At 66.0% G+C, this 20,486-nt stretch carries 18 protein-coding genes and 1 tRNA gene; 13 read left to right on the top strand and 6 right to left on the bottom strand.

From position 1 onward, the window contains the following. The first annotated feature begins 91 nt into the window (after window positions 1–91). The 3 genes from HRU76_06280 to HRU76_06270 all read left to right on the top strand — a co-directional run bounded on the left by HRU76_06280 (window position 92) and on the right by HRU76_06270 (window position 1,797). Complete coding sequence (locus HRU76_06280; protein ID QOJ17205.1) at window positions 92–736, top strand: hypothetical protein; 645 nt, start codon at window positions 92–94, stop codon at window positions 734–736. A 353-nt stretch (window positions 737–1,089) separates the two neighbouring features. After that, window positions 1,090–1,344: a hypothetical protein gene (locus HRU76_06275; GenBank protein ID QOJ17204.1), complete on the top strand. Its 255-nt coding sequence runs from the start codon at window positions 1,090–1,092 to the stop codon at window positions 1,342–1,344. 21 nt (window positions 1,345–1,365) lie between these two features. Further along, window positions 1,366–1,797 carry a hypothetical protein gene (locus tag HRU76_06270; protein ID QOJ16073.1) on the top strand — a complete coding sequence of 144 codons (432 nt, stop codon included), beginning with the start codon at window positions 1,366–1,368 and terminating at the stop codon, window positions 1,795–1,797. Here the strand turns inward: HRU76_06270 and HRU76_06265 are convergent. Continuing rightward, entirely contained in the window at window positions 1,749–3,278 is a 1,530-nt protein-coding gene (locus tag HRU76_06265; protein QOJ17203.1) for a helix-turn-helix transcriptional regulator, read from the bottom strand. The genes HRU76_06270 and HRU76_06265 overlap by 49 nt on opposite strands. Before the next feature lie 615 nt (window positions 3,279–3,893). Here HRU76_06265 and HRU76_06260 point away from each other — a divergent pair. Both HRU76_06260 and HRU76_06255 read left to right on the top strand, forming a co-directional pair. Then, on the top strand, window positions 3,894–4,676 hold the full coding sequence (locus HRU76_06260) for a tryptophan 2,3-dioxygenase (GenBank protein QOJ17202.1): 783 nt from the start codon (window positions 3,894–3,896) through the stop codon (window positions 4,674–4,676). A gap of 190 nt (window positions 4,677–4,866) precedes the next feature. Beyond that, the gene (locus HRU76_06255) at window positions 4,867–7,644 is read left to right on the top strand and encodes a hypothetical protein (protein QOJ17201.1); all 2,778 of its coding nucleotides are present in this window, start codon (window positions 4,867–4,869) and stop codon (window positions 7,642–7,644) included. A 7-nt stretch (window positions 7,645–7,651) separates the two neighbouring features. On the opposite strand, the gene HRU76_06250 is transcribed toward HRU76_06255, so the two are convergent. From HRU76_06250 to HRU76_06235, 4 genes are all read right to left on the bottom strand, one after another. After that, window positions 7,652–9,217 carry a homoserine dehydrogenase gene (locus HRU76_06250; GenBank protein ID QOJ17200.1) on the bottom strand — a complete coding sequence of 522 codons (1,566 nt, stop codon included), beginning with the start codon at window positions 9,215–9,217 and terminating at the stop codon, window positions 7,652–7,654. Next, window positions 9,214–10,494, bottom strand: coding sequence for a cystathionine gamma-synthase (locus HRU76_06245; GenBank protein ID QOJ17199.1), 1,281 nt, complete (start codon window positions 10,492–10,494; stop codon window positions 9,214–9,216). Before HRU76_06245 ends, HRU76_06250 begins: the two co-directional genes overlap by 4 nt. A gap of 261 nt (window positions 10,495–10,755) precedes the next feature. Then, entirely contained in the window at window positions 10,756–11,157 is a 402-nt protein-coding gene (locus HRU76_06240; GenBank protein QOJ17198.1) for a type II toxin-antitoxin system VapC family toxin, read from the bottom strand. Continuing rightward, complete coding sequence (locus HRU76_06235) at window positions 11,154–11,426, bottom strand: hypothetical protein (protein ID QOJ17197.1); 273 nt, start codon at window positions 11,424–11,426, stop codon at window positions 11,154–11,156. Before HRU76_06235 ends, HRU76_06240 begins: the two co-directional genes overlap by 4 nt. 154 nt (window positions 11,427–11,580) lie before the next feature. Here HRU76_06235 and HRU76_06230 point away from each other — a divergent pair, with 154 nt between their 5' ends. Beyond that, window positions 11,581–12,141 (top strand): heme-binding protein, encoded by a 561-nt coding sequence (locus tag HRU76_06230; GenBank protein ID QOJ19123.1) that lies wholly within the window; start codon window positions 11,581–11,583, stop codon window positions 12,139–12,141. Window positions 12,142–12,181: 40 nt separating this feature from the next. On the opposite strand, the gene HRU76_06225 is transcribed toward HRU76_06230, so the two are convergent. Further along, window positions 12,182–12,254 (bottom strand) — tRNA-Ala (locus HRU76_06225). Window positions 12,255–12,318: 64 nt separating this feature from the next. Here HRU76_06225 and HRU76_06220 point away from each other — a divergent pair. From HRU76_06220 to HRU76_06190, 7 genes are all read left to right on the top strand, one after another. Further along, window positions 12,319–13,071, top strand: coding sequence for an enoyl-CoA hydratase/isomerase family protein (locus HRU76_06220; GenBank protein QOJ17196.1), 753 nt, complete (start codon window positions 12,319–12,321; stop codon window positions 13,069–13,071). A gap of 278 nt (window positions 13,072–13,349) precedes the next feature. Then, window positions 13,350–15,293 (top strand): acyl-CoA dehydrogenase family protein, encoded by a 1,944-nt coding sequence (locus HRU76_06215; GenBank protein QOJ17195.1) that lies wholly within the window; start codon window positions 13,350–13,352, stop codon window positions 15,291–15,293. Window positions 15,294–15,358: 65 nt separating this feature from the next. Then, window positions 15,359–16,432, top strand: coding sequence for a Glu/Leu/Phe/Val dehydrogenase (locus tag HRU76_06210; protein ID QOJ17194.1), 1,074 nt, complete (start codon window positions 15,359–15,361; stop codon window positions 16,430–16,432). After that, complete coding sequence (gene pdhA, locus HRU76_06205) at window positions 16,422–17,552, top strand: pyruvate dehydrogenase (acetyl-transferring) E1 component subunit alpha (protein ID QOJ17193.1); 1,131 nt, start codon at window positions 16,422–16,424, stop codon at window positions 17,550–17,552. Before HRU76_06210 ends, pdhA begins: the two co-directional genes overlap by 11 nt. Continuing rightward, the gene (locus tag HRU76_06200) at window positions 17,549–17,794 is read left to right on the top strand and encodes a hypothetical protein (GenBank protein QOJ17192.1); all 246 of its coding nucleotides are present in this window, start codon (window positions 17,549–17,551) and stop codon (window positions 17,792–17,794) included. Before pdhA ends, HRU76_06200 begins: the two co-directional genes overlap by 4 nt. 68 nt (window positions 17,795–17,862) lie before the next feature. Next, window positions 17,863–18,831, top strand: coding sequence for an alpha-ketoacid dehydrogenase subunit beta (locus HRU76_06195; GenBank protein ID QOJ17191.1), 969 nt, complete (start codon window positions 17,863–17,865; stop codon window positions 18,829–18,831). Between the two features lie 238 nt (window positions 18,832–19,069). Next, entirely contained in the window at window positions 19,070–20,479 is a 1,410-nt protein-coding gene (locus HRU76_06190) for a 2-oxo acid dehydrogenase subunit E2 (GenBank protein QOJ17190.1), read from the top strand. The last annotated feature ends 7 nt before the right edge of the window (window positions 20,480–20,486 follow it).

Below are 20,486 nucleotides of genomic sequence, written 5' to 3'. Positions count from 1 at the left end.
CTCGTGCGTCGTGAAACTCGATGACGCCCCGTGGCGCGGCGACCCCGCGCCACGTTCGTTGCGCTCGAGCGGCGGCCCATACACTTGATCGATGCCGCTCACCTATTCGACGTACCTGGACATTCCCGCCCTGCTGTCGCTGCAGAAGCCGCGCTCCAGCCCGCCCGAGCACGATGAAATGCTCTTCATCGTGATTCACCAGACCTACGAGCTGTGGTTCAAGCTGCTGCTGCACGAACTGGACAAGATCAAGCGCGACTTCAGCGCGGGCGACCTGTACGGCGCCATCGCCACCTGGCAGCGCTGCCGCACCATCATGAAGACGCTGGTGGGCCAGCTCGACATCCTCGAAACCATGACGCCCATGTCGTTCACCAGTTTCCGCGACCGGCTGGAGACATCCTCCGGCTTCCAGTCCGCGCAGTTCCGCGAACTCGAGTTCCTGCTGGGCTACAAGCGCCCGGGCGGGCGCGATCACGTGGATGGGCATGAGTTGCGCATGCCTCGGAGCGTCAAGCACCGACCCGCGCATCATGGGGACAGATGGTCCGCCCCTGCCGAGCGATCCTGCATCGGTCGCGCTCGATCACGACGTTCCTGCTCGCGGCGTTCACGCTCCCGTCGATGGGCATCCGCCGGATCCCACGGGCGCGCGGGCGGGTTCGCTTTGAAATTCCACACCGGCAGTCCGGCGGACTGTTCAGGCGTCAGGATCGCGCGGATGGAAACCGACTGACGTTCGTTGAGGGCTTCTCGGCTCTCACCGAGGGCGAACAACTCAGACCAGTAATCAGCGTTGCGTTTCGATGAGTTGGGCTCGTTACGAACACCAGCGAGCGTGCGCTCCAACTCGGACACTGCCATGCGGCGGCTCAACTCGTCGTGTTCAACACGATAGCGATCACGCAGCTCCACGATCACCGTGCGCTGAGATTCCGATAAGTCCGGAAGTGCCCGTGCGATTTCGTACAGGGACTCGGCTGATCCTGGGTCTGGGTAAATCGTGGGGTATGCTGTCCGGTTGAACATCGCTTCGAAGACAGTTCGATCCGTTTCGCCCAATCGATTGCGAATCTCGATCACCCCGTCATGCAGCAGGTCACGCAGTCGATAATACGGCGCGACCGCCATGCGCCCGGCCCGATCGTGGAGGCGATCGCGCGCAGCGGTCCATTGATCAATCAGTTCTTCGCGGGCCGTCCGGGTTTCCAGGCGAGCCGCCATGCGCTCGGAGTTGATCATCTCTTCGTAGCCATTTCCTTCGTGCCATACCACGCGCCACTGTCGGCGTACATCGTTCAGGTGCCTGAGGGCATCGATGTAGCGCCGCTCATATTCATCTAGATAGGCGTCGAGTATTTTGTTGTGGAGCTCTGTCTCACTCTGAGCGAACGGGCGCGCGATTTCGACCAGATCGACTCGCAACTCAAGAGGACCGGCCTGCTCGTCACGAAACATGAAACGGAGTCGAGCGTGCCGCGCACGCCGAACCCGTTCTTGGAGAGACAGGTCCAACAGACTCTCGATCTCATCGAACAACCAACTGTCAAGCGCTTCGAGTCGGCGGACAAGGTCTGTTTGTGCTTCGTAGATCCGCCGATACCGTTCGTGAAGAGGCATCACGTCCTGTTCCGCCTCGTCCTGCGCTCTCTCGCGCGGCCGCCTGCCCCCGGCCTGCCTGTTCTCCGCAGACCGCAACTGGACCGAGTATTCCTCCAAGTCAGCCCGGATCAACGCATCAAAGCGATTCAGGTAATCCCTGAAGAGCGTCTGAATGAGAATGGCCTCTTCATCTGAGGGGCAGATGATGGCGAGATACCGCACAAGTTCTGTCTCGTGGATGGGAGCCAGCTGTTGGGCTGCGCAGGGAGCGAAGACGACCAGAGAAGCCGCCGTGACGATGGAACGAATGAAACGCGACATGCTGTTGCTCCCCAGATCTTTTGTCCATCGGTGAAGAGTTGTCTGATGTCAAGGCGGCAGATCGTTCCACCGCCTCCAACTGGGAAGCAGTCGAGAACGTTCCCGTCATCCCCATCACTACCATTAAGACCATCTGGAGTTCCCCCGTACCCCCCAACCATACCGTACCCCGGCACAACACCGTCGCCGCCATCCCCGCCACGACCACCGTTTCCCCCGATCCAAGTGATTGTTGCATTTCCGCCAGCTCCGCCGATCCCACCGTCGCCGCCATCCGCACCGAAAGGATTATCAAGAGTTGGACATGCGCCGTTGCCACCCTTACCGCCCAGGCCTCCGTCACCACCATTTCCACCTCCTGGGCCGCCATCTCCCCCGAAGCCTGCATCGCCGCCACACCCGCCCATCGAATCACTGCTGTCGCCTCCGTCACCGCCACCACCACCCACACCCCCATGACCGGCATTGGTGCTGGCATCAAGGACATCCCCACCAAATCCGCCTTTGCCACCATCCCCTCCCATTCCGGACTGTCTTGATTGTCCTTTCCCACCCCAGCCGCCATCTCCACCGCCGGAATAACCACGCCCTCCGTTCCCACCATCGGCACCATCGGTGTAGGAACTTTCCTGGTAGCCGGACCAGCCGCCTCCATCACCGCCTTGTCCTCCGAATCCGCCGCTCTCGCCACTGTCACCACCATACCCACCCCTTCCAGGTTCATCCCAACTGGTCGATGAAGACGCATTCGCACCAGTTCCACCGTGCCCTCCGTTGCCGCCGCCCCACCCATGTCCGCCATTTCCGCCGTGGGGTCGGATGGGATTCTCGGGATCGGTCCCAGACATGCCGTTCTGTCCATTTGGCTGCTGAGGTGTGCCATTGGCTCCATGTTGTGCATGCGCAGAACCTGACATCAGTGCGAGCACGATCACAGCTGCCGAGGCGACGACAGCGATGAGAGTCTCGAACGTCGGGCGATTGGTAGCTCTTGCGCCAGAGAGAGAGTTCCGATTGGTGGCAGGATACTCGAGGCACCGAAACCTCGGGGCCAGATCGTGCGCTGAATGGCATGTTGTTCTTGGTGACATTATGTTCTCTCCAGATGTAGTCTCGACGATGTCACAGAGTGTGATCACCACGATGAGAAACGTACTGGAGCGATCTCGATGTGCAATCCCCTCCTCAGGGGTTTCCGCCAAAATCCTGAAGATCCTTCCCGCCAGTTCCACCCGGCTGTGGACCCCCAGGAGCCGGTAGATGTGCTTGGCGTGGTCATGCACCGTATGCGGCGAGACGCACAGCCGATCCGCGGCCGCCTCCTCCGTCATTCCCTCCGCCAGCAGCAACACCACTTCCGCCTGCCGGGCCGAAAGACCGAGGCGGCCAAGACGCTCCACGGCACCCGGTGCGGAAACCACTGAACGTGGGGCGTGCAGTGATGCCATGGCCCCAGATGTGGTAGGATCGGCTGTCGGCTGTCGGCTGTCGGCTGTCGGCTGTCGGCTGTCGGCTGATGGCTTTCCACGGATTGTCTCCCGCATGGTCTGTTCGCCTCCCGGTCGCATATGGTTCGCGCGAACCCATCGCGCTTCCCTCCTCATGAAGGCGTTCGCCAACCCCGAGCGTGACAAACTTCTGAGAAAAAGTGCTCCCCTCGCCCCCATGATCCACGGGCGGGCGCCGCGGCCCGCTCCCTCACGGTCGCGGCTCGTCGCAGATCCATCTGACCATCGACGCCCCGCTTGGTAGGATCTCGCCGGCACGCTGATCAGTGACGGCGGCTCCCACCCCGGGCGCGGGGCTGCTCTTCGCCGCCGCGGGGGTGATGGTGCTCGGTCGGCGACGGCGCCGACGGTGATCGTCGCCCGGTCGGCGGCTCGTGCGTCGTGAAACTCGATGACGCCCCGTGGCGCGGCGACCCCGCGCCACGTTCGTTGCGCTCGAGCGGCGGCCCATACACTTGATCGATGCCGCTCACCTATTCGACGTACCTGGACATTCCCGCCCTGCTGTCGCTGCAGAAGCCGCGCTCCAGCCCGCCCGAGCACGATGAAATGCTCTTCATCGTGATTCACCAGACCTACGAGCTGTGGTTCAAGCTGCTGCTGCACGAACTGGACAAGATCAAACGCGACTTCAGCGCGGGCGACCTGTACGGCGCCATCGCCACCTGGCAGCGCTGCCGCACCATCATGAAGACGCTGGTGGGCCAGCTCGACATCCTCGAGACCATGACGCCCATGTCGTTCACCAGTTTCCGCGACCGGCTGGAGACATCCTCCGGCTTCCAGTCCGCGCAGTTCCGCGAAATCGAGTTCCTGCTGGGCTACAAGCGCCCGGGCGTGGTGAAGTACCTGAAGGAGGGCGACCCCGGCCATGCCGCGGTGATGCGGCGGCTGACCGAACGCAGCGTGGTGGACCACTGGTACGACTACCTGGAGACGCTGGGCGCCGCCGTGCCCAAGCGCCTCCGCGAGCGCCCGGCGGACGCCCCCGCCGAGCCGGACGAGGCGGTGCAGGAGGCGGTCTACCACCTCTACCGCACGCGGCCCGACGTGGCCATCCTCTTCGAGCTGATGACCGACTTCGACGAGGGATTCCAGGAATGGCGCTACCGCCACGTGAAGGTGGTGGAGCGCACCATCGGCGCCAAGCACGGCACGGGCGGCTCGCCGGGCGTGGAGTTCCTCAAGAAGTCGCTCTTCCTGCCGGTCTTCCCCGACCTGTGGGCGGTGCGGCATCGGTTGTAGGGGGCATGGTCGGCACCTTCAGCGCCGCCAGATTGCCGCAAGTATTTTAGCAAAAATGCTTGGCTTGCCCATTGAACTCTCTGGAAAGTCTTGTCAGAATGTGACTTGCGTATTCAACCATCGCCGAGGTATGACGATGGTCGCAGGTCAGTTAGGTCCACGGTCATCTTGTGGCCAGAGGGGGCGCATCATGGCGCAGCATTGGCGAATCAGGCATCTTTGTCTCGTTCTCGGTCTCATGGTGGCGGCGGTGATGGGTTCGGCTCTTGCGGCGCAAGAAGACTGTGCCCCGCATTGGGCCGATGGTTTTGGGGCGCCGGGGTTGCCATTCGTCGAACAGGCCGTCATGTTCGATGATGGGCTCGGGGCCGGGCCTCGCCTGCATGTGATTGGCCTGGTCCCTCATGCCGATGGCGTGAGTTGGGGCGTGGCGCGCTGGGAGGGCGACCAGTGGGTCACGATCGGTGTCGTGCGGGCCTCGATCCCTCAGAGTTCGAGCGCGTACCTGCGTGCGATTGAAGTGGCCGACCTGAACGATGGTCGGGGGCAGGGCTTGTTCGTGGGAGGTGCCTTCGCGCAGGTGAACGGGGTGCCGGCCAACGGCATCGCGCGGTGGGATGGCGTTCGATGGGAGCCGGTCGGTGCCGGTGTCGATGAAGGCGCCGGGCAGATCAACGTGATTCGACACATGGCCGAGGGGTCGGCGCCCGGGCTGTACATTGGGGGTGACTTTGTTCGCGTCGGCGGTGTCTCGATGCGCTTCGTCGCACGATGGGATGGACAGAGTTGGCATTCAACGGGCAACCCGGGATTCATCGTCTATGACATGGAAGTGACAAGGAATGTCGGGGGTCAAGGACCGTGTTTGATCGTCGGACAGGGAACTTCGAGCGCCGGCTTTGTCAGCCGCTGGGATGGATCCGGTTGGTCGGTCATTGGACAAGCGAACGGACCGGTGCGCGGCGTCAGGGCGTACACCGACGAGCAAGGGCGGACCTCGCTCTACGCAAGCGGGCTGTTTACTCATATCGAGGGGGTGCAGACCCGTTTTCTCGCCATGTACCGGGATAGCGCGTGGACGCCCGTGGACATGCGACTCAGTGGTGTGTCAGACCTTCGCCTGAATCTCCGTCCCAACGGCGTGAAGGACTCTTTTGATCTGGTGGTCAGTGGCGCGTTCACCGTGCAGGGATTCGGACCGAGAACCCTGATGCTGCTCCGTCAAGGAGAATGGATTGACCCGGGACTCAACTCGACTCGAGGAGTGGTGAGTACCCTCGTCCTCACGCCCGATGGAGATGACGCCGCGATGCTCGTCGTCTGCGGATCATTTTCCCGCGCCGGGAACGTGGTCACGCCGAACATCGCGCTCTTTGAAGAAGGCGTCGGATGGAGCGGATTCACCACGCCGGGTGAGGGAATCACAGGGAGCAACTTGGTGGTCCGGGCCATGGCGGTTGGGCCCGATGTCGTGCCTGGTGAGACGGCACTCTACGTTGGCGGTCAGTTCGACGCTGCTGGTTTCGTCCCATTGGCCAACGTAGGCCGGTGGGATGGCTCTTCGTGGCGTCCGCTGGGCGACGGCCTCAACGCATCGGTCAACGCATTGGCTGGATTCCAGGACGGGCTTGGGACGCTCATATACGCTGGAGGCGGTTTCACCGCGTCGGGGCAGACTTCCGTGCAAGGGATCGCGCGTTGGGACGGCGCGGCATGGCACTCTGTGGGCGAGGGACTCCAGACATCACAGGGCGGGAGCGGGATCGTTCGCGCCATGACCGTCTACGACGACGGGCACGGCGCGGGAGAGCGACTGGTGGTCACCGGCACGTTCACCAAGTCCGGCTCGACACCATTGCCGGGGCGCGTGGCAGCGTGGGATGGACAGCAGTGGTCTTCGCTGGGAACCGGACTACCGACATCCGGGACGATCAACAGCATGATTGTCTTTGACGATGGTGAAGGCCCGATGCTCTATGCGGGGGGGCAGTTCAGCTCGATCGGCGGCGTCGCTGCGGCGGGGCTTGCGCGCTGGGATGGCCTCGCTTGGCATCCCGTGCCGGGCTGGACATCGGGCACGGTCCGAGCGATGCACGTTCACGATGATGGTGGCGGACCGGAACTCTACGTGCTGGGAGACTTCTCAGGCGTCGGTGGACTCAACGTCCAGGACTTCGCGCGATATCGCGACGGCGGCTGGCGAATCGTGGGCGTCAACCTGCAGTCGGGCGACGACTGGTCAACCATGGCGACCTTCGATGACGGGATTGACAGCCGACCCGCGCTCTTTCTGCTGGGCGAGAAGGCCGTCTGGCGCTGGAACGGGCAATCGTGGCGCTCGGTCTATACACGCGATCCCAACAATGGCCTGGGCACGCATCCCATCCACGTGGCGCGGCCGTTTGTGTTTGGCGCCGATCGTCGCCCGGCGCTGTATCTCGGAGGCGGGTTCTGGTCGGTCGGCGCCACGCCGTCGAACTACATCGCGGCGTGGGTGGGCTGTCCGACCTTCGAGGAGGCGTTGCTGAACGCTCTCGAAATCACGCGCGGCACCCACCTCTTCGGGGATGTCAACAGCATTCGACACGTCTCGTCCGGATGGCTGCGAGTCCGTTCCGGGTACGGCCAGACGTTCACCGATCTTCATTCCATGATCCTGCATGTTCGTGGGATGACGGCAGCGGCCTCCCCGGAAACCCTGGGAGTCAATGTCGTTTCCCGTGTCAATCAACCCAGCGGCACTCAGCGCGTGCAGTTGCGTAACTGGGATACAGGAACCTTCGTCACGATCGGCACATCTGTCATCGGTCCGTTCGACCGACTTCACACCATGGAGAACATCCAGGCATCTCGCTTTGTCCGCCATGATGGCGCGATCGAAGTCTCAATCCGTCACGTGGTGGTGGCGCCGGTGTTCGCTTTCAACTTCGAGTCTGATATCGACTGGGTGCAGGTGATGGTGCGTTAGTCGCCCATCACCCCGCCATCGACGCCGTTCCCGCGGACGCGACAATCTCCACGCCGGTCTCTCCCGCGCTCGACGGGCGGCGGCGGGCGCACGACGCCTCGGGCACGACCAGCGACGCCGCCGGCGTCACGCGCTCGATGGCCGCGACCGCCCGCTCGATCCGATCGACAGGCACCGCGTGCGTCAGCAGGATGGCGCTGCGCGGCGTCACGTCGATCTCGCGGAAGCCCACGCCGTGCTCGCGGAAGGGTTCCAGCACACGCGCGGGGGTGATGGCGCGTCGGTCGCAGGCCAGACGTACGAGGTGGATGCGCGGGATGGCGGGGGGGACGTGGGAGCGCGAGGCGAGGGACGGGGAAACCGCTCCCTCATGGTCGCGGCTCGTTTTGGCGTCGTTGCTCAAGCCGGCGTCGCGGCTGGCGTGATCGCGCGATCGTGGCGGAGCGTCCGGCTCGTGCCCCGTCAGCGTCAGTTCCGGCCCGCTGCCGGCGCGCAGCACGCGAAGCACATCGCCCAGCAGCGCGCTGGTGGTGGGCTCCGGTCCGGCTCCGGCGCCTTGCAGGAAGATCTCGCCCCCCAGCAGGGCGTTGATCTCGACGCCGTTCTCCTCCAGCCGCACGCGGGCCAGCCGATGATCGCGCGGCAGCAGCGTGGGGCCGACGCGCAGCGTCACGCCGTGGGGCGTGCGAACCGCCTCGGCCACCAGTTTGATGGCGTAGCCGTGGCGGCGCGCGGCGAGCACATCCTCCGCGGTGATCGCCTCGATGCCCGCGCGGTCCACATCCACGGGCGTGAACTCGCCGAAGCCCGCGGCGTGGGCGAGCAGGCAGAGTTTCTCCGCCGCGTCGCGGCCCGACACGTCCGCGCTGGGGTCCGGCTCGACCAGCCCCCTGCGGCGGGCCTCGCGCAGGGCGTCGTCGCGCGACAGCCCGGCTTCGGTCATGCGATCCAGGATGAAGTTGGTCGAGCCGTTCACGATGCCTCGCACCGACTGAATCTCATCGCCCCGCAGGTGCCGCAGGGCGGCCAGCACCGGGATGGCCGAGGCGACCGCCGCCTCGTGCGCCAGGATGACCCCGCCCCGCGTCGCCGCCGCGCGCAGGCGCGGGCCGTGGTGGGCGATCGCCGTCTTGTTGGCCGAGACAACGTGGACGCCCGCTTCGAGCAGCCGCTCGATGAACGTGGCGGCGGGCTCGGCCCCGCCGAGGGCCTCGATGACCACGTCGGGGCGCTGCTCCAGAATCTCCTCGAACCGCTCCGTGACGATCCCACCAAAGATGGATCGGCGAGGGCCCGCCTTGCGGACCAGAATCCGCACCAGGCGCAGATCCAGCCCGGTGCGGGCGAGCAGCCGATCGTGCTCGTCGCGCAACGTGGCGGCGACGCGACCCCCCACCGTCCCGCAGCCGAGGAGGGCGATGCGGATCGTGCGCGCGGCGGTCGGACCGCCCCCCGACGGTCGCGGCTCGCTGTTGAGGGGTTGCGGATCGTTGGACAGTGATCGCGGCTCGCCGGGGTTGAGGCGCCGGTGTCCCGATGGTGTTGAAGCGTGCTTGGCGATGGGCGGACTCATGCCGTCACCGCCTTTCGTGCTTCGGCGGTCCTCGCCCTCACCCCCACTTCCGGGGGCCCCTCTCCCAGAGGGAGAGGGGAGTGTGCATCACGTTCCAGGTCCGCGACCGCGTCGTCCGACCCCACGCCGCGGGTTTCGCGCAGGGCTCGGTCGAGGTCGGCGATCAGGTCGTCCACGTCCTCGATGCCCACGGAAAGACGGATCAGCCCGTCGGTGATGCCGATGCGGGCGCGCTCGGCGGGCTCCACGCTGGCGTGCGTCATGGTCGCCGGGTGGCAGAGCAGCGACTTCACGCCGCCCAGCGACTCGGCGAGCGGCCAGAGCCGCAGCCGCTTCACAATTGCGCGCACGCGGCCCACGCCGCCGATGAGTTCCGCGCTCACGATCGCTCCGAAGCCCTTGCCCTGCCGCTTCGCCAAGTCGTGCTGGGGATGGCTGGTCAGGCCGGGGTAGATGACGCGGGTGACCTCGGGATGCGATGCCAGGTGCTCGGCGACGCGCTGGGCGTTGGCGGCGTGCTGGCGTACGCGCAGACCCAGCGTCTTGATGCCGCGCAGCAGCAGGAAGCAGTCCTGCGGCCCCGGCACCGCGCCGGTGGCGTTCTGCAGGAACTTGAGACGGGCGTGCCAGTCATCGTCGCTGGTGATGACCGCCCCGCCGATCACGTCGCAGTGCCCGCCGATGTACTTGGTGGTGGAGTGGAGCACGATGTCCGCCCCCAGCTCCAGCGGACGCTGAAAGACGGGCGTGGCGAAGGTGTTGTCCACGATGGTGGTCACGCCGCGCTGCCTGGCGACGGCGGCGCAGCCCGCGATGTCGGTGATGCGCAGCAGCGGATTGCTGGGCGTCTCCAGCCAGAGCAGTTTCGTCTCGGGCCGGATGGCCTGCTCGACGGAGCGGATGCTGGTGGTGTCGATGAGCGAGAAGCCCACGCCGAAGCGGGCGAAGACCTTGGTGAAGAGCCGGTAGCACCCGCCGTACAGGTCGCGCGAGGCGACCACGTGATCGCCCGATGAGAGCGCCTGCAGAATGGCGTTGGCCGCCGCCAGTCCGCTGGCGAAGGCCAGGCCGTGCCGGCCTCCTTCGAGGGCGGCCAGGTTGGCTTCCAGCGCGGTGCGCGTGGGGTTGCCGGTGCGCGAGTAGCAGTAGTCGGGTGTGCCGCCCAGTTCATCCTGGGCGTAGGTGGTGGTCTGGTGGATGGGGGTGATGACGGAGCCGGTGAGCGGTTCGTTGGGCTGACCGGCGTGAATGGCGAGCGTATCGAAGGCGAGGGACATCTCTGACTCCCTTGTCGTGCAAGGAGGAGCGTGGAAAGAAACAGCCGCGTTCGGGAAGGCCCGGACGGCGGGAGTCAGAGTTCCTGCGACTGGTGCGGAGGCGTCACACGCGGGTGGCGCCCAGCCGCACGCAGGAGTCGACTCCCGCGCCCGGGCTGGGCATGGCCATAGACATCATCATGGCGGTGCGTGTGTGCATTCGGGGGCAAGCGTAGCCGATGCTTGCGGTGAGTCAAGCGCCGATTGAACAGAAGGGGCGATTCACGAAAGCAGCGTCTCAAAGCCCGCTTGGACAAAGTGCCGATCGGCAGTCAGGGCGCGACGAATACGACGACGCCCCATCACGACGAACGACAGGCAGTCGGCCAGCGACCAGTCCTTGTCAGGACGATCCAGATACAGGCGCGAACCGCGCTCGAACAGAGACGACGTTGCGAACACGATGGATGTCCGCCGATCCTCTCGTATTTTCTGCAGCAGTTGTGCAAACACGTATCGAGACCGTCGCACGGACAGCGCGTTGCCAAGCTCGACGAGCACATACTCCGTCGTGACGATGCGGTCTCGTGACCGGGCAATCCACTCAACCGCAGCGTCATGGTGATCATCGGCGGCGTTCACCAGCGCGAGGTAGAACGATGTGCCGGCGAACGCGACGCTCATCGGTGCTTCGGATGCCCGTACAGATAATGATCATGCTGCCGTGAGAAGTCGCGCGGCAGGTCGGTCAGCACGCCGATCACACCCGCGTAATGTGATGCAAGAGAGTCGTTCCTTGCGCGGGCGCCGCGTTTCGGCGAGACGGACTTGCGGCGCTGCGGCTTCGGACGGCTTTGGCGAACCGGCTCGACGCGGACCTCCGTGCCGTCAGCCAAGCCGGTCTCTTCGACCAGACGCACTTTGCCGTTCTCGATGTATCCGCGGTAGGTCATGGTGACACCCACGTCGCGCCCATGCGCGAGCAAGTATAGTCGCCGCTTCATCCGCGCCGCTCGCTCGCTGGCACTGGGGCCGGTTTTAGGGCAGAATAGTCCCCTCAACTGACACCACTCAACAAAGCACCTCATGCTCGACAAGGAGAACCCCATGCCGCTGCACGCACGCCGCTCCGCCTCGCTCGCCCTCTCCCTCGCCGCCGGACTGGTCCTGCTCGGCGCGGGCCTCACCGCCACGCGCGGCGGGGCCGAGCCCGCGGCCCCCGCGCAGGATCCCACCCAGTCGCGGGTGGATCGCTCGCTCACCTCGCGCGACATCTCGCTGGCGCAGGCCCAGGCGGCCATCCTGGCGGCGGAGCGAAAGGCCCGCGAGATCAACACCAAAATGGACATCGCCATCGTGGACGCGGGAGGCAACCTCAAGGCCTTCGCACGCATGGACGGCGCGTGGCTCGGCTCCATCGACATCTCGATCCGCAAGGCCAAGACCGCGCGATACTTCGACATGAACACCGGCGAGATCGGCAAACTCTCGCAGCCGGGCGGCCCGCTCTACGGCATCGAGCACTCCAACGACGGGCTCATCACCTTCCCCGGCGGCGTGCCCATCCGCAACGCCGAGGGCCACATCATCGGCGCCATCGGCGTGTCGGGTTCCACCGTTGAGAACGACCACATCGTGGCAATGGCGGGGGCCGAAGGCGCCAAGTAGCCCGTCGCCGGTTCGGGCGCGGCGTGCGCGTCCGTGAGAATGGAGCCGACCGGGCTCGAACCGGCAACCCCGTGCTTGCAAAGCACGTGCTCTCCCAATTGAGCTACGGCCCCGTGATCGGGCGATTGTAGGCCGCGCTGACGGGCGTTCCCCCTTGGCGCAGGCGTACACTGGGGCATGACTGATCTCGCGCTTTCACGCCTCGATGATGGCATTCTGACCATCACGCTCAACCGGCCCGACAAGCACAATGCGCTCTCGCTGGATCTCATCGAAGCGCTGCACGACGCGGTGGAGGCGGCGCACCGCAACGCTCAGGCGCGGGTCGTCATCCTGACCGGGGCGGGACGATCCTTCTGCGCAGGCATGGACCTGCGAGGCGTCATCACCGATGTGCCCGCCATGAGCCGCATGCTCGACACCCTGGCCATGACCGCGCTGCGCATCCGGGCGCTTCCGGTGCCCACCATCGCCATGGTGAACGGGGCGGCGGTGGGGGGCGGGTGCGGGCTCATGGTCGTCACCGACCTCGCTATCACGCATCCCGACGCGAAAGTGGGCTACCCGGAAGTCGATCTGGGCGTCTGCCCCGCCGTGGTCGCGCCGCACCTGATCCGCAAGATCGGCGCCGGCCGGGCGCGGGCCATGTTGCTCTCCGGCGGAACCATCACCGGCGAGGAGGGGCATCGCCGGGGACTGGTGGATCACCTGGTCCCGCGCGAGCAGCTGGAGTCGTTCACCCACGATCTGGCCCGGAAACTGGCCACCGGGGGGCGCCATGCTCAGGCGGTCACCAAGCGATGGCTCAACGAACTGGACGGCTCGCTCGATGAGGCGATCGCCCATCGGGCGGCATCGTTGTCCGCCGAGGTCATCGCGGGGGAGGAGGCCCAGACGAATCTCCGACGATTATTCGGCGTGAGCGGCTGATGGCGGATGATCCTTCGGCAAAATGATGGGATACCGGCATTTTGTTGCACGCACCGCCATTCCTGCCGTATACTCGATGGGACCATCGCGACAGTCGACACAACCGAGGAACGGAGCGGCTGACGGAGCAGCCGCGACACTCGCACACGGAAGGCGCCGGCGTGGCGGCGCGGTCGGGCTGCGATTCAATCCCCGGCGCGTCCCAAGCCCGTAAGATGCGTCGTGATGAGAATCCGCATCCGCCACCACTCCCCCCACACCACTCGACGGGAGCGACCATGAGCACCGCCCAGACCACGCCCGCCAAGCCCGACCTTGCCAAGGCCCTCAAGAACGTCTCCGCCCGCGATCGCAAGCAGATCGAGCAGGCGCAGGAGATGCTGGGCCCCGATCCGCGCACCATGGGGTTCATCAAGAACCTGTTCTGGGGCAACTTCCGCGAGGAGCTGGTCTTCCCCTTCCCGCAGGTGAGCGCGGAGGAAACCGCCCGCTGCGACCAGATGCTCGCGGAGCTGGATGACTACCTGCGCAACGAGCACCCCACCCTCGAGATCGACCGGAATCAGGAGATTCCGAAGTGGTGCATCGACCGGCTCTTCCAGATCGGCGTGCTGGGCATGACGATCCCGCGCGAGTACGGCGGGGCGGGGCTGGGCATCACGTCATACAACCGCGTGCTGGAGCGCATCGGACGCGCCTGCGGCTCGACTGCGGTGCTGGTCTCGGCTCATCAGTCGATCGGCTGCAAGGCGGTCATGCTCTTCGGCACCGAGGCGCAGAAGCGTCAGTGGCTGCCGCGCATGGCCAAGGACACGCTCTCGGCGTTCTGTCTCTCCGAGCCCAACGTCGGCTGCGACGCGGGCGGGCAGGAGACGCGCTGCGACGTGTCGCCCGACGGCAAGCACTACATCCTCAACGGCGAGAAGAAGTGGGCCACCAGCGGCGCGCTCTCGGGCATGTTCACTGTCATGTGCCGGCAGAAGATGGCGGACGGCAAGGACCGCGTCACCGCCGTCATCTGCACGCCCGACATGGAGGGCGTGGAAATCTTCAGCCGCAACCGCAGCAAGTGCGGCATCCGCGGCACGTGGCAGGCGCGCATCCGCTTCACCAACGCCAGGGTGCCCCGCGAGAACCTTCTCCACAAGGAGGGCAAGGGGCTCAACATCGCCCTCTCATGCCTCAACTTCGGGCGCTGCACGCTGTCGGCGGGCATGATCGGCGCCGCGGTGTACGCCTATGAGCAGGCCGTCAAGTGGGCCCAGTATCGGCACCAGTTCGACCGCCCCATCGCCGACTTCGAGATGATCCAGGAGAAACTGGCCACCATGGCGGCGTACTGCCACGCCATGGACGCCATGCTCTACATGACCACCGGCTTCCTCGACCGCGGCGACGAGGACATCATGCTCGAAACCGCCCTGTGCAAGGTCTTCTGCTCCGAGTGGGGCTACCGCGTGGTCAACGAGGCCGTGCAGGTGATGGGCGGCGAAGGGTACATGACGGAGAACGAGGTCGAGCGCCTCTGGCGCGACAGCCGCATCAACACCATCGTCGAGGGCGCCAACGAGGTGATGCACTCCTTCGTCTTCGCCTACGGCTCCAAGCAGCTGGGTGAGTGGATGATCGCGCTCAAGGAGAACCCCACCGCCAACATCGGCGCCGCGCTGCGCATCGGGCTGGAGCTCTACGGCCGCATCAAACGCGCCGCACCCATCATCACGCGGCTTCACCCGCAACTGGCCTCCGAACGCGTCCTGCTGCAGGATCTCGTCCGCGACTTCGCCCACGAGGTCAAGATGATGTTCAAGGAGCACGAGGAGCGGCTGATCACCAACCAGATGGTGCAGCGGCGGCTCTCGATGGCCGTGCTGTGGATTCACGCCATGGTGTGCTCCCTGTCCAGGGCGGACTTCAACATCCGCAACGGCATGGACGGCCCCTCGCTGGAGCAGGAGCTGGCCATCGTCCGCTACCTGTGCGCCAAGGCCAACCACGAGGCGCGCAACGAACTGCGCGAACTGCGGCACAACGTCGATGAGCCCATGCGGGCCGCCGCCAAGGCCGCCATCGCCCGCGTCGACCCGCTGCCCAACTCGGATTACGCCATTCCCGAGCGCACGCCCAACCTGAAGGCGCGGGGCACGGGCAAGAAGGTCGATCACCCCGCCATCCAGCACTTCGGCGCGGGTTCGACGTTCACCGAGCCAGCCCACGCCTGAGCCGGCGCGGGCCTGCCGCGCGTTCAATTCGTCCCGCACCGATCATCCAAGCCCCCGGAGTCGTCATGAACATCCTCGAGCAGATGCGTGAGTACGGCCACGAGCGCGTGGCGTTCCACCAGGATCCTCAGACCGGCCTGCGCGCCATCATCGCCCTGCATTCCAGCGTCCTGGGCAACGCGCTGGGAGGCACCCGACGCTGGTGCTACGCCACCGAGCAGGACGCCCTGCACGACGTGCTGCGGCTGAGCCAGGGCATGACCTACAAGTGCGCCTGCGCCGGGCTGCCGATGGGCGGCGGCAAGTCGGTGGTCTGGCTCCCCCAGCGAGGCCACGCGCCCACCGAAGCCGAGGCCCGCGCCATGGGACGCTTCGTGGACACCTTCAACGGCGTCTACATCGCCGCCGAGGACGTGGGAACCACCCCCCAGTACATCGACTGGATGGCCATGGAGACCGCCCACGTGATGGGCGGCGAGCAGGTGTCGCGCGGGGGCGACCCCTCGCCCTTCACCGCACGCGGCGTCTTCAACGGCATGAAGGCCTGCCTGGAGTACGCCTTCGGCTCGCCGTCGGTCGAAGGCCGCACCGTCGCCGTGCAGGGGCTGGGCAACGTGGGTACGTACCTGGTGAAGCTGCTGGTCGAGCACGGCGCCCGCGTGATCGGCGCCGACATCAACAGGCAGCACGTCGAGCGTTGCGTGGACCAGTACGGCATCACCGCCGCCTCCACCGATGAAATCCTGCTCACCGAATGCGACGTGCTCGCCCCCTGCGCCCTGGGCGGGGTGATCGACGCCAACACCGCCCGCAAGCTCAACTGCCGCGTGGTGTGCGGCGGAGCCAACAACGTCCTCGACTGCCCGGAGGAGGACGCCGTCGTCCTCAAGAGCCGGGGCATCGTGTACGGCGTGGACTTCGTGGTCAACGCCGGCGGCGTGATCGAGCTCTCCGGCCAGTACCTCAACTACTCGCGCCAGAAACTCGACGCCATGAATGACGAGATCGAGGCCACCACCGCCCAGATTCTGCGCGAGGGCGAGACGCTCTCGTCAACCTACGAGGCGGCCATCGCGCTGGGCGACCGGCGCATCGCCGCCGGGGCCGCCAGCAAGCGGGAGCGCATCCATGCCGGTTAAGAAGGTCTTCGAGACATCCATCGAACGGATTTCGATCCTCGACGAGCACGGCGCCTTCGACGCCAAGCTCGGCAAGGGGCTCATTCCGGACGACGACCTGGTGCGCCTTTACACGCACATGGTCGCGTGCCGACACCTGGATGAGATCGCCTTCCGGCTGCAGCGCTCCGGCCGCATGGGCACCTATCCGCAGAACATGGGGCAGGAGGCCACGTCGCTGGGCGCCGCCTACACGCTGCGCAAGACGGACTGGCTGGTGCCCTGCTACCGCGAGAATGCCGGGCTGTTCTGGCGCGGGCTGCCGATGGAATACATCCTGCTGCACTGGATGGGGGATGAGCGCGGCAACCAGATTCCGCGCGACCTGCGCGTCACGCCCCTTGCCATCCCCATCGGCACCCAGATGCTGCACGCCGCCGGGCTGGCGTGGGCGTCCAAGTACCGAGGCGAGGACGACATCGCCTGCACGTTCTTCGGCGACGGCGCGACCAGCGAAGGCGATTTCCACGAGGCGGCCAACTTCGCCGCCAACCTCGACATTCCCGTCATCTTCTTCTGCCAGAACAACGGCTGGGCGATCTCGGTGCCGTCGAAGATTCAGTGCTCCGCCCCCACGGTGGCGCAGCGCGGCATCGCCTACGGCATGGACTGCGTGCAGGTGGACGGCAACGACCTCTTCGCAGTCGTGTACGCCGTGAAGCGCGCGGCGCAGAACGCCCGGAAGACCAGGCGGCCCACCTTTATCGAGGCCACCACGTACCGGCTGGGCGACCACACCACCGCCGACGACGCCCGCCGCTATCGCGACGCCGAGGAGGTCGAAGTGTGGAAGCAGCGCGACCCGCTGCTGCGGCTGAAGCAGTACATGACCCAGAAGAAGCTGTGGAACGATTCGAAGGAGGCCGCCGCGTGGGAGCGCGCCAAGGAGGAGGTCGCCGCCGCCGTCAAGCGGGCGGAGGAGATCGCCGCCCCGGCGCGGACCGACTTCTTCGACTCGATGTACGCCGAACTGTGCGACGAGCTGGAGACGCAGCGCGCCACGTTCCGCACCAGTTCGCTGGGACAGGAGGCGGCGAGTCAACCGACTGATGCGGAGCATCGCGCGGAGGCGCATCGATGACGAACGATGAACTCCGCAAATGGCAGTCGCAGCGACCGTTCGAGCCGTTCGACATCCTGCTGGTCGATGGACGAACCTTTCACGTCCCCCATCCGGAGTTTCTCTGGGTGCCGCCGGGTCGCGGCACATGGGTCTACGTGGCCGATCCGAAGCATGGCGGGGCGGACCACATCAACACGGCGGTCATCAGTTCGATCCGTCGCGCGACGAACGGACGTACCCGCCGTCGAAAGGCGGGCTGACCGATTCCCCGCCGGATCCGGCCGCGCCCCTCGACCGCCGCACGTCTGAATCGTCATCGAGAACATCCATGGCCAACCTCACACTCGTCCAAGCCATCAACCTCGCCCTGATCCAGGAAATGGAGAAGGACGATCGCGTCATCATTCTCGGAGAAGACGTGGGCAGGAACGGCGGCGTCTTCCGCGTCACCGAGGGGTTGTGGCAGCGCTTCGGCGGCGACCGCGTCGTCGATACCCCGCTCGCCGAGTCGGGCATCATCGGAACCTCCATCGGGCTGGCGATGGGAGGGCTGCGCCCCGTTCCCGAAATCCAGTTCGAGGGCTTCCTCGGCCCGGCGTACGACCAGCTGTGCTCGCACGCCGCCCGCATGCGCACGCGCACGCGTGGGGCCTTCACCGTGCCCATGACCGTGCGCGTGCCGGTGGGGGGCGGCATCCACGCACCGGAGCTGCACAGCGACTCGCCCGAGGCGATCTACGCCCATCAGCCGGGCCTCAAGGTGGTCATGCCCGCCTCGCCCTACGACGCCAAGGGGCTGCTCATCAGCTCGATCCGCGACCCCGATCCGGTCATCTTCTTCGAGCCCAAGCGCATCTACCGCGCCTTCCGCGAGGAGGTGCCGGAGGACGAATACACCATTCCCCTGGGCAAGGCACGCGTGGTCTGCGAGGGCGACGACCTGACCATCGTCTCCTGGGGCGCCAGCGTGGTGCAGTGCATGAACGCCATCGAGCAGTCGGGCAAGTCGATCGAACTGATCGACCTGCGCACCATCTACCCGATGGACACCGAGGCGGTGGTGGAGTCGGTGAAGAAGACCGGACGCTGCATCGTGGTGCATGAGGCGCCCAAGACATGCGGCTTCGGCGCGGAGATCGCCGCCCGCATCATGGAGCACTGCTTCCTGCACCTCGAAGCCCCGGTGCAGCGCGTGGCCGGCTTCGACACCATCATGCCCTACTACAAGCTGGAACTCGAATACCTCCCCGACGCCCACCGCATCAGCAAGGCGATCGAGGAGGTGGCGGCGTACTGATCGACATCAGGCACAGGCGCCGCTCGGTTGAAATCACCGCGGAGGCGCGGAGGAGAATGAGAGAAGGGGAGTTTGTCGTTCGCGGATCAACCCGACTCACACCCAGCATGCCGCACGCGTTCTCATTCACAATGACCAGCATCCACCCCTGCTCATCGGTGGACGAATCCGACTCTCTCTGCATCCTCAGCGCCTCTGCGGTAAAAACTGGCTGGAAGACTGATTCGGAGCCCCCGTCATGGCCGGCGTGAAACAACCATCGGACAAGTCGTACTTCATCCTTCCCGACCTCGGCGAGGGCGTGGCGGAGGCGGAACTGCTCGACTGGAAGGTCGCACCCGGGCAGAAAGTCGCCGAGCACCAGACCATCGCCGAGATGGAGACGGACAAGGCCCGCGTCGAAGTGCCCAGCCCGTGGGCCGGCGTCATCCGCGAACTGCTGGGCAAGCCGGGCGACATCATCAAGGTCGGCGCCAAGCTGGTGACGTACGACACCGGCGCCCCCGCCGGGGCGCCGGGCGAGGCCCCGGCCCGCGCGCAGCCAGTCGCCGAGCCGAAGAAGAGCGTCCCGCACGCCTCTCCCCAGCCGGCCGCCGCGCCGAAGCAGGAGGAGGACGCCGGCACCGTCGTCGGCTCCGTCGGGGGCACGATGGCCATCTCCAGCCGCTTCGCCCGCAGGCCCGAACACGCGGCCGTCGCCGGCAACGGCGGCAAGGCCCTGGCCACGCCCGCCGTACGCCGCATCGCGCGGGAGCAGGGCATCGACATCGACCGCGTGCCCGGTTCGGGCCGGGGCGGTCGCGTCACGGCCAGCGACATCGAGGCCTTCGTGCGGCAGGGTGGATCGACTCTGCGAGTCGATCCCGGTGGTCCGGCTCTCCGAGCCGGTTCAGAGAATGATCGCGCGACACGGCGTGTCGCGCCAGCCGGCAGCGCGCCACCCGCGCCGTCCGGCGACGGCGTCTCCCAGCGCATCCCCTTCCGCGGCATCCGCCGCAAGATCGCCCAGGCGCTGCGCCACTCGGTCTCCACCACGGTCCACTTCACCGTGGTCGAGTCGGCGGATGTGACTGCTCTGGAGGCCAAGCGCAAGGAACTGGTCTTCGCCACCGGCCAGAAACTCTCGCTCTTGCCCTTCATCATCACGGCCGTGTGCCGCGCCCTCAAGGAGCACCCCGCCATCAACGCCAACGTGGATGATGAGAAGGAGGAGATCATCCTCCGCAACGTCATCAATCTCGGCTGCGCGGTGGACACCGATCACGGGCTGATGGTGCCCGTGATCGCCGGCGCGGACCACCTGAGCATTCTGGACCTGTCGAACCGCGTGAAGGACGTCGCGGACCGCTGCCAGAACCGCACCATCCCGCGCGAGGAACTGATGGGCGGCACGTTCACGATCTCCAACGTCGGCTCGTACGGCGGCATGTTCGCCACGCCCATCATCAACTACCCGGAGGTGGCCATTCTCGCCGCCGGCCGGGCGCGGGATGAGGTGATGGCCAAGCACGGCGGGTTCTTCATCGGCAAGTCGCTGCCGCTCTCGCTCTCGTGCGATCATCGCGTGGTGGACGGCGCGGAGGGCACGCGGTTCCTCAACACCGTGGTCAGGTATCTTGAGAGTCCGGAGCGGCTGCTGAAGCCGTGATCGCGAT

Source organism: Phycisphaeraceae bacterium (assembly GCA_015709595.1).
Classification (GTDB): domain Bacteria; phylum Planctomycetota; class Phycisphaerae; order Phycisphaerales; family SM1A02; genus CAADGA01.
This window is presented reverse-complemented; position numbering and strand designations above follow the sequence as displayed.

What these genes read in the sequence shown, in the direction of transcription:
- HRU76_06280 (QOJ17205.1), top strand. Translation starts at nt 92, where the DNA reads ATGCCGCTCACCTATTCGACGTACCTGGACATTCCCGCCCTGCTGTCG.
- HRU76_06275 (QOJ17204.1), top strand. Translation starts at nt 1,090, where the DNA reads ATGCAGCAGGTCACGCAGTCGATAATACGGCGCGACCGCCATGCGCCC.
- HRU76_06260 (QOJ17202.1), top strand. Translation starts at nt 3,894, where the DNA reads ATGCCGCTCACCTATTCGACGTACCTGGACATTCCCGCCCTGCTGTCG.
- HRU76_06255 (QOJ17201.1), top strand. Translation starts at nt 4,867, where the DNA reads ATGGCGCAGCATTGGCGAATCAGGCATCTTTGTCTCGTTCTCGGTCTC.
- HRU76_06250 (QOJ17200.1), bottom strand. Translation starts at nt 9,217, where the DNA reads ATGAGTCCGCCCATCGCCAAGCACGCTTCAACACCATCGGGACACCGG.
- HRU76_06245 (QOJ17199.1), bottom strand. Translation starts at nt 10,494, where the DNA reads ATGTCCCTCGCCTTCGATACGCTCGCCATTCACGCCGGTCAGCCCAAC.
- HRU76_06240 (QOJ17198.1), bottom strand. Translation starts at nt 11,157, where the DNA reads ATGAGCGTCGCGTTCGCCGGCACATCGTTCTACCTCGCGCTGGTGAAC.
- HRU76_06235 (QOJ17197.1), bottom strand. Translation starts at nt 11,426, where the DNA reads ATGACCTACCGCGGATACATCGAGAACGGCAAAGTGCGTCTGGTCGAA.
- HRU76_06230 (QOJ19123.1), top strand. Translation starts at nt 11,581, where the DNA reads ATGCCGCTGCACGCACGCCGCTCCGCCTCGCTCGCCCTCTCCCTCGCC.
- HRU76_06220 (QOJ17196.1), top strand. Translation starts at nt 12,319, where the DNA reads ATGACTGATCTCGCGCTTTCACGCCTCGATGATGGCATTCTGACCATC.
- HRU76_06215 (QOJ17195.1), top strand. Translation starts at nt 13,350, where the DNA reads ATGAGCACCGCCCAGACCACGCCCGCCAAGCCCGACCTTGCCAAGGCC.
- HRU76_06210 (QOJ17194.1), top strand. Translation starts at nt 15,359, where the DNA reads ATGAACATCCTCGAGCAGATGCGTGAGTACGGCCACGAGCGCGTGGCG.
- pdhA (QOJ17193.1), top strand. Translation starts at nt 16,422, where the DNA reads ATGCCGGTTAAGAAGGTCTTCGAGACATCCATCGAACGGATTTCGATC.
- HRU76_06200 (QOJ17192.1), top strand. Translation starts at nt 17,549, where the DNA reads ATGACGAACGATGAACTCCGCAAATGGCAGTCGCAGCGACCGTTCGAG.
- HRU76_06195 (QOJ17191.1), top strand. Translation starts at nt 17,863, where the DNA reads ATGGCCAACCTCACACTCGTCCAAGCCATCAACCTCGCCCTGATCCAG.
- HRU76_06190 (QOJ17190.1), top strand. Translation starts at nt 19,070, where the DNA reads ATGGCCGGCGTGAAACAACCATCGGACAAGTCGTACTTCATCCTTCCC.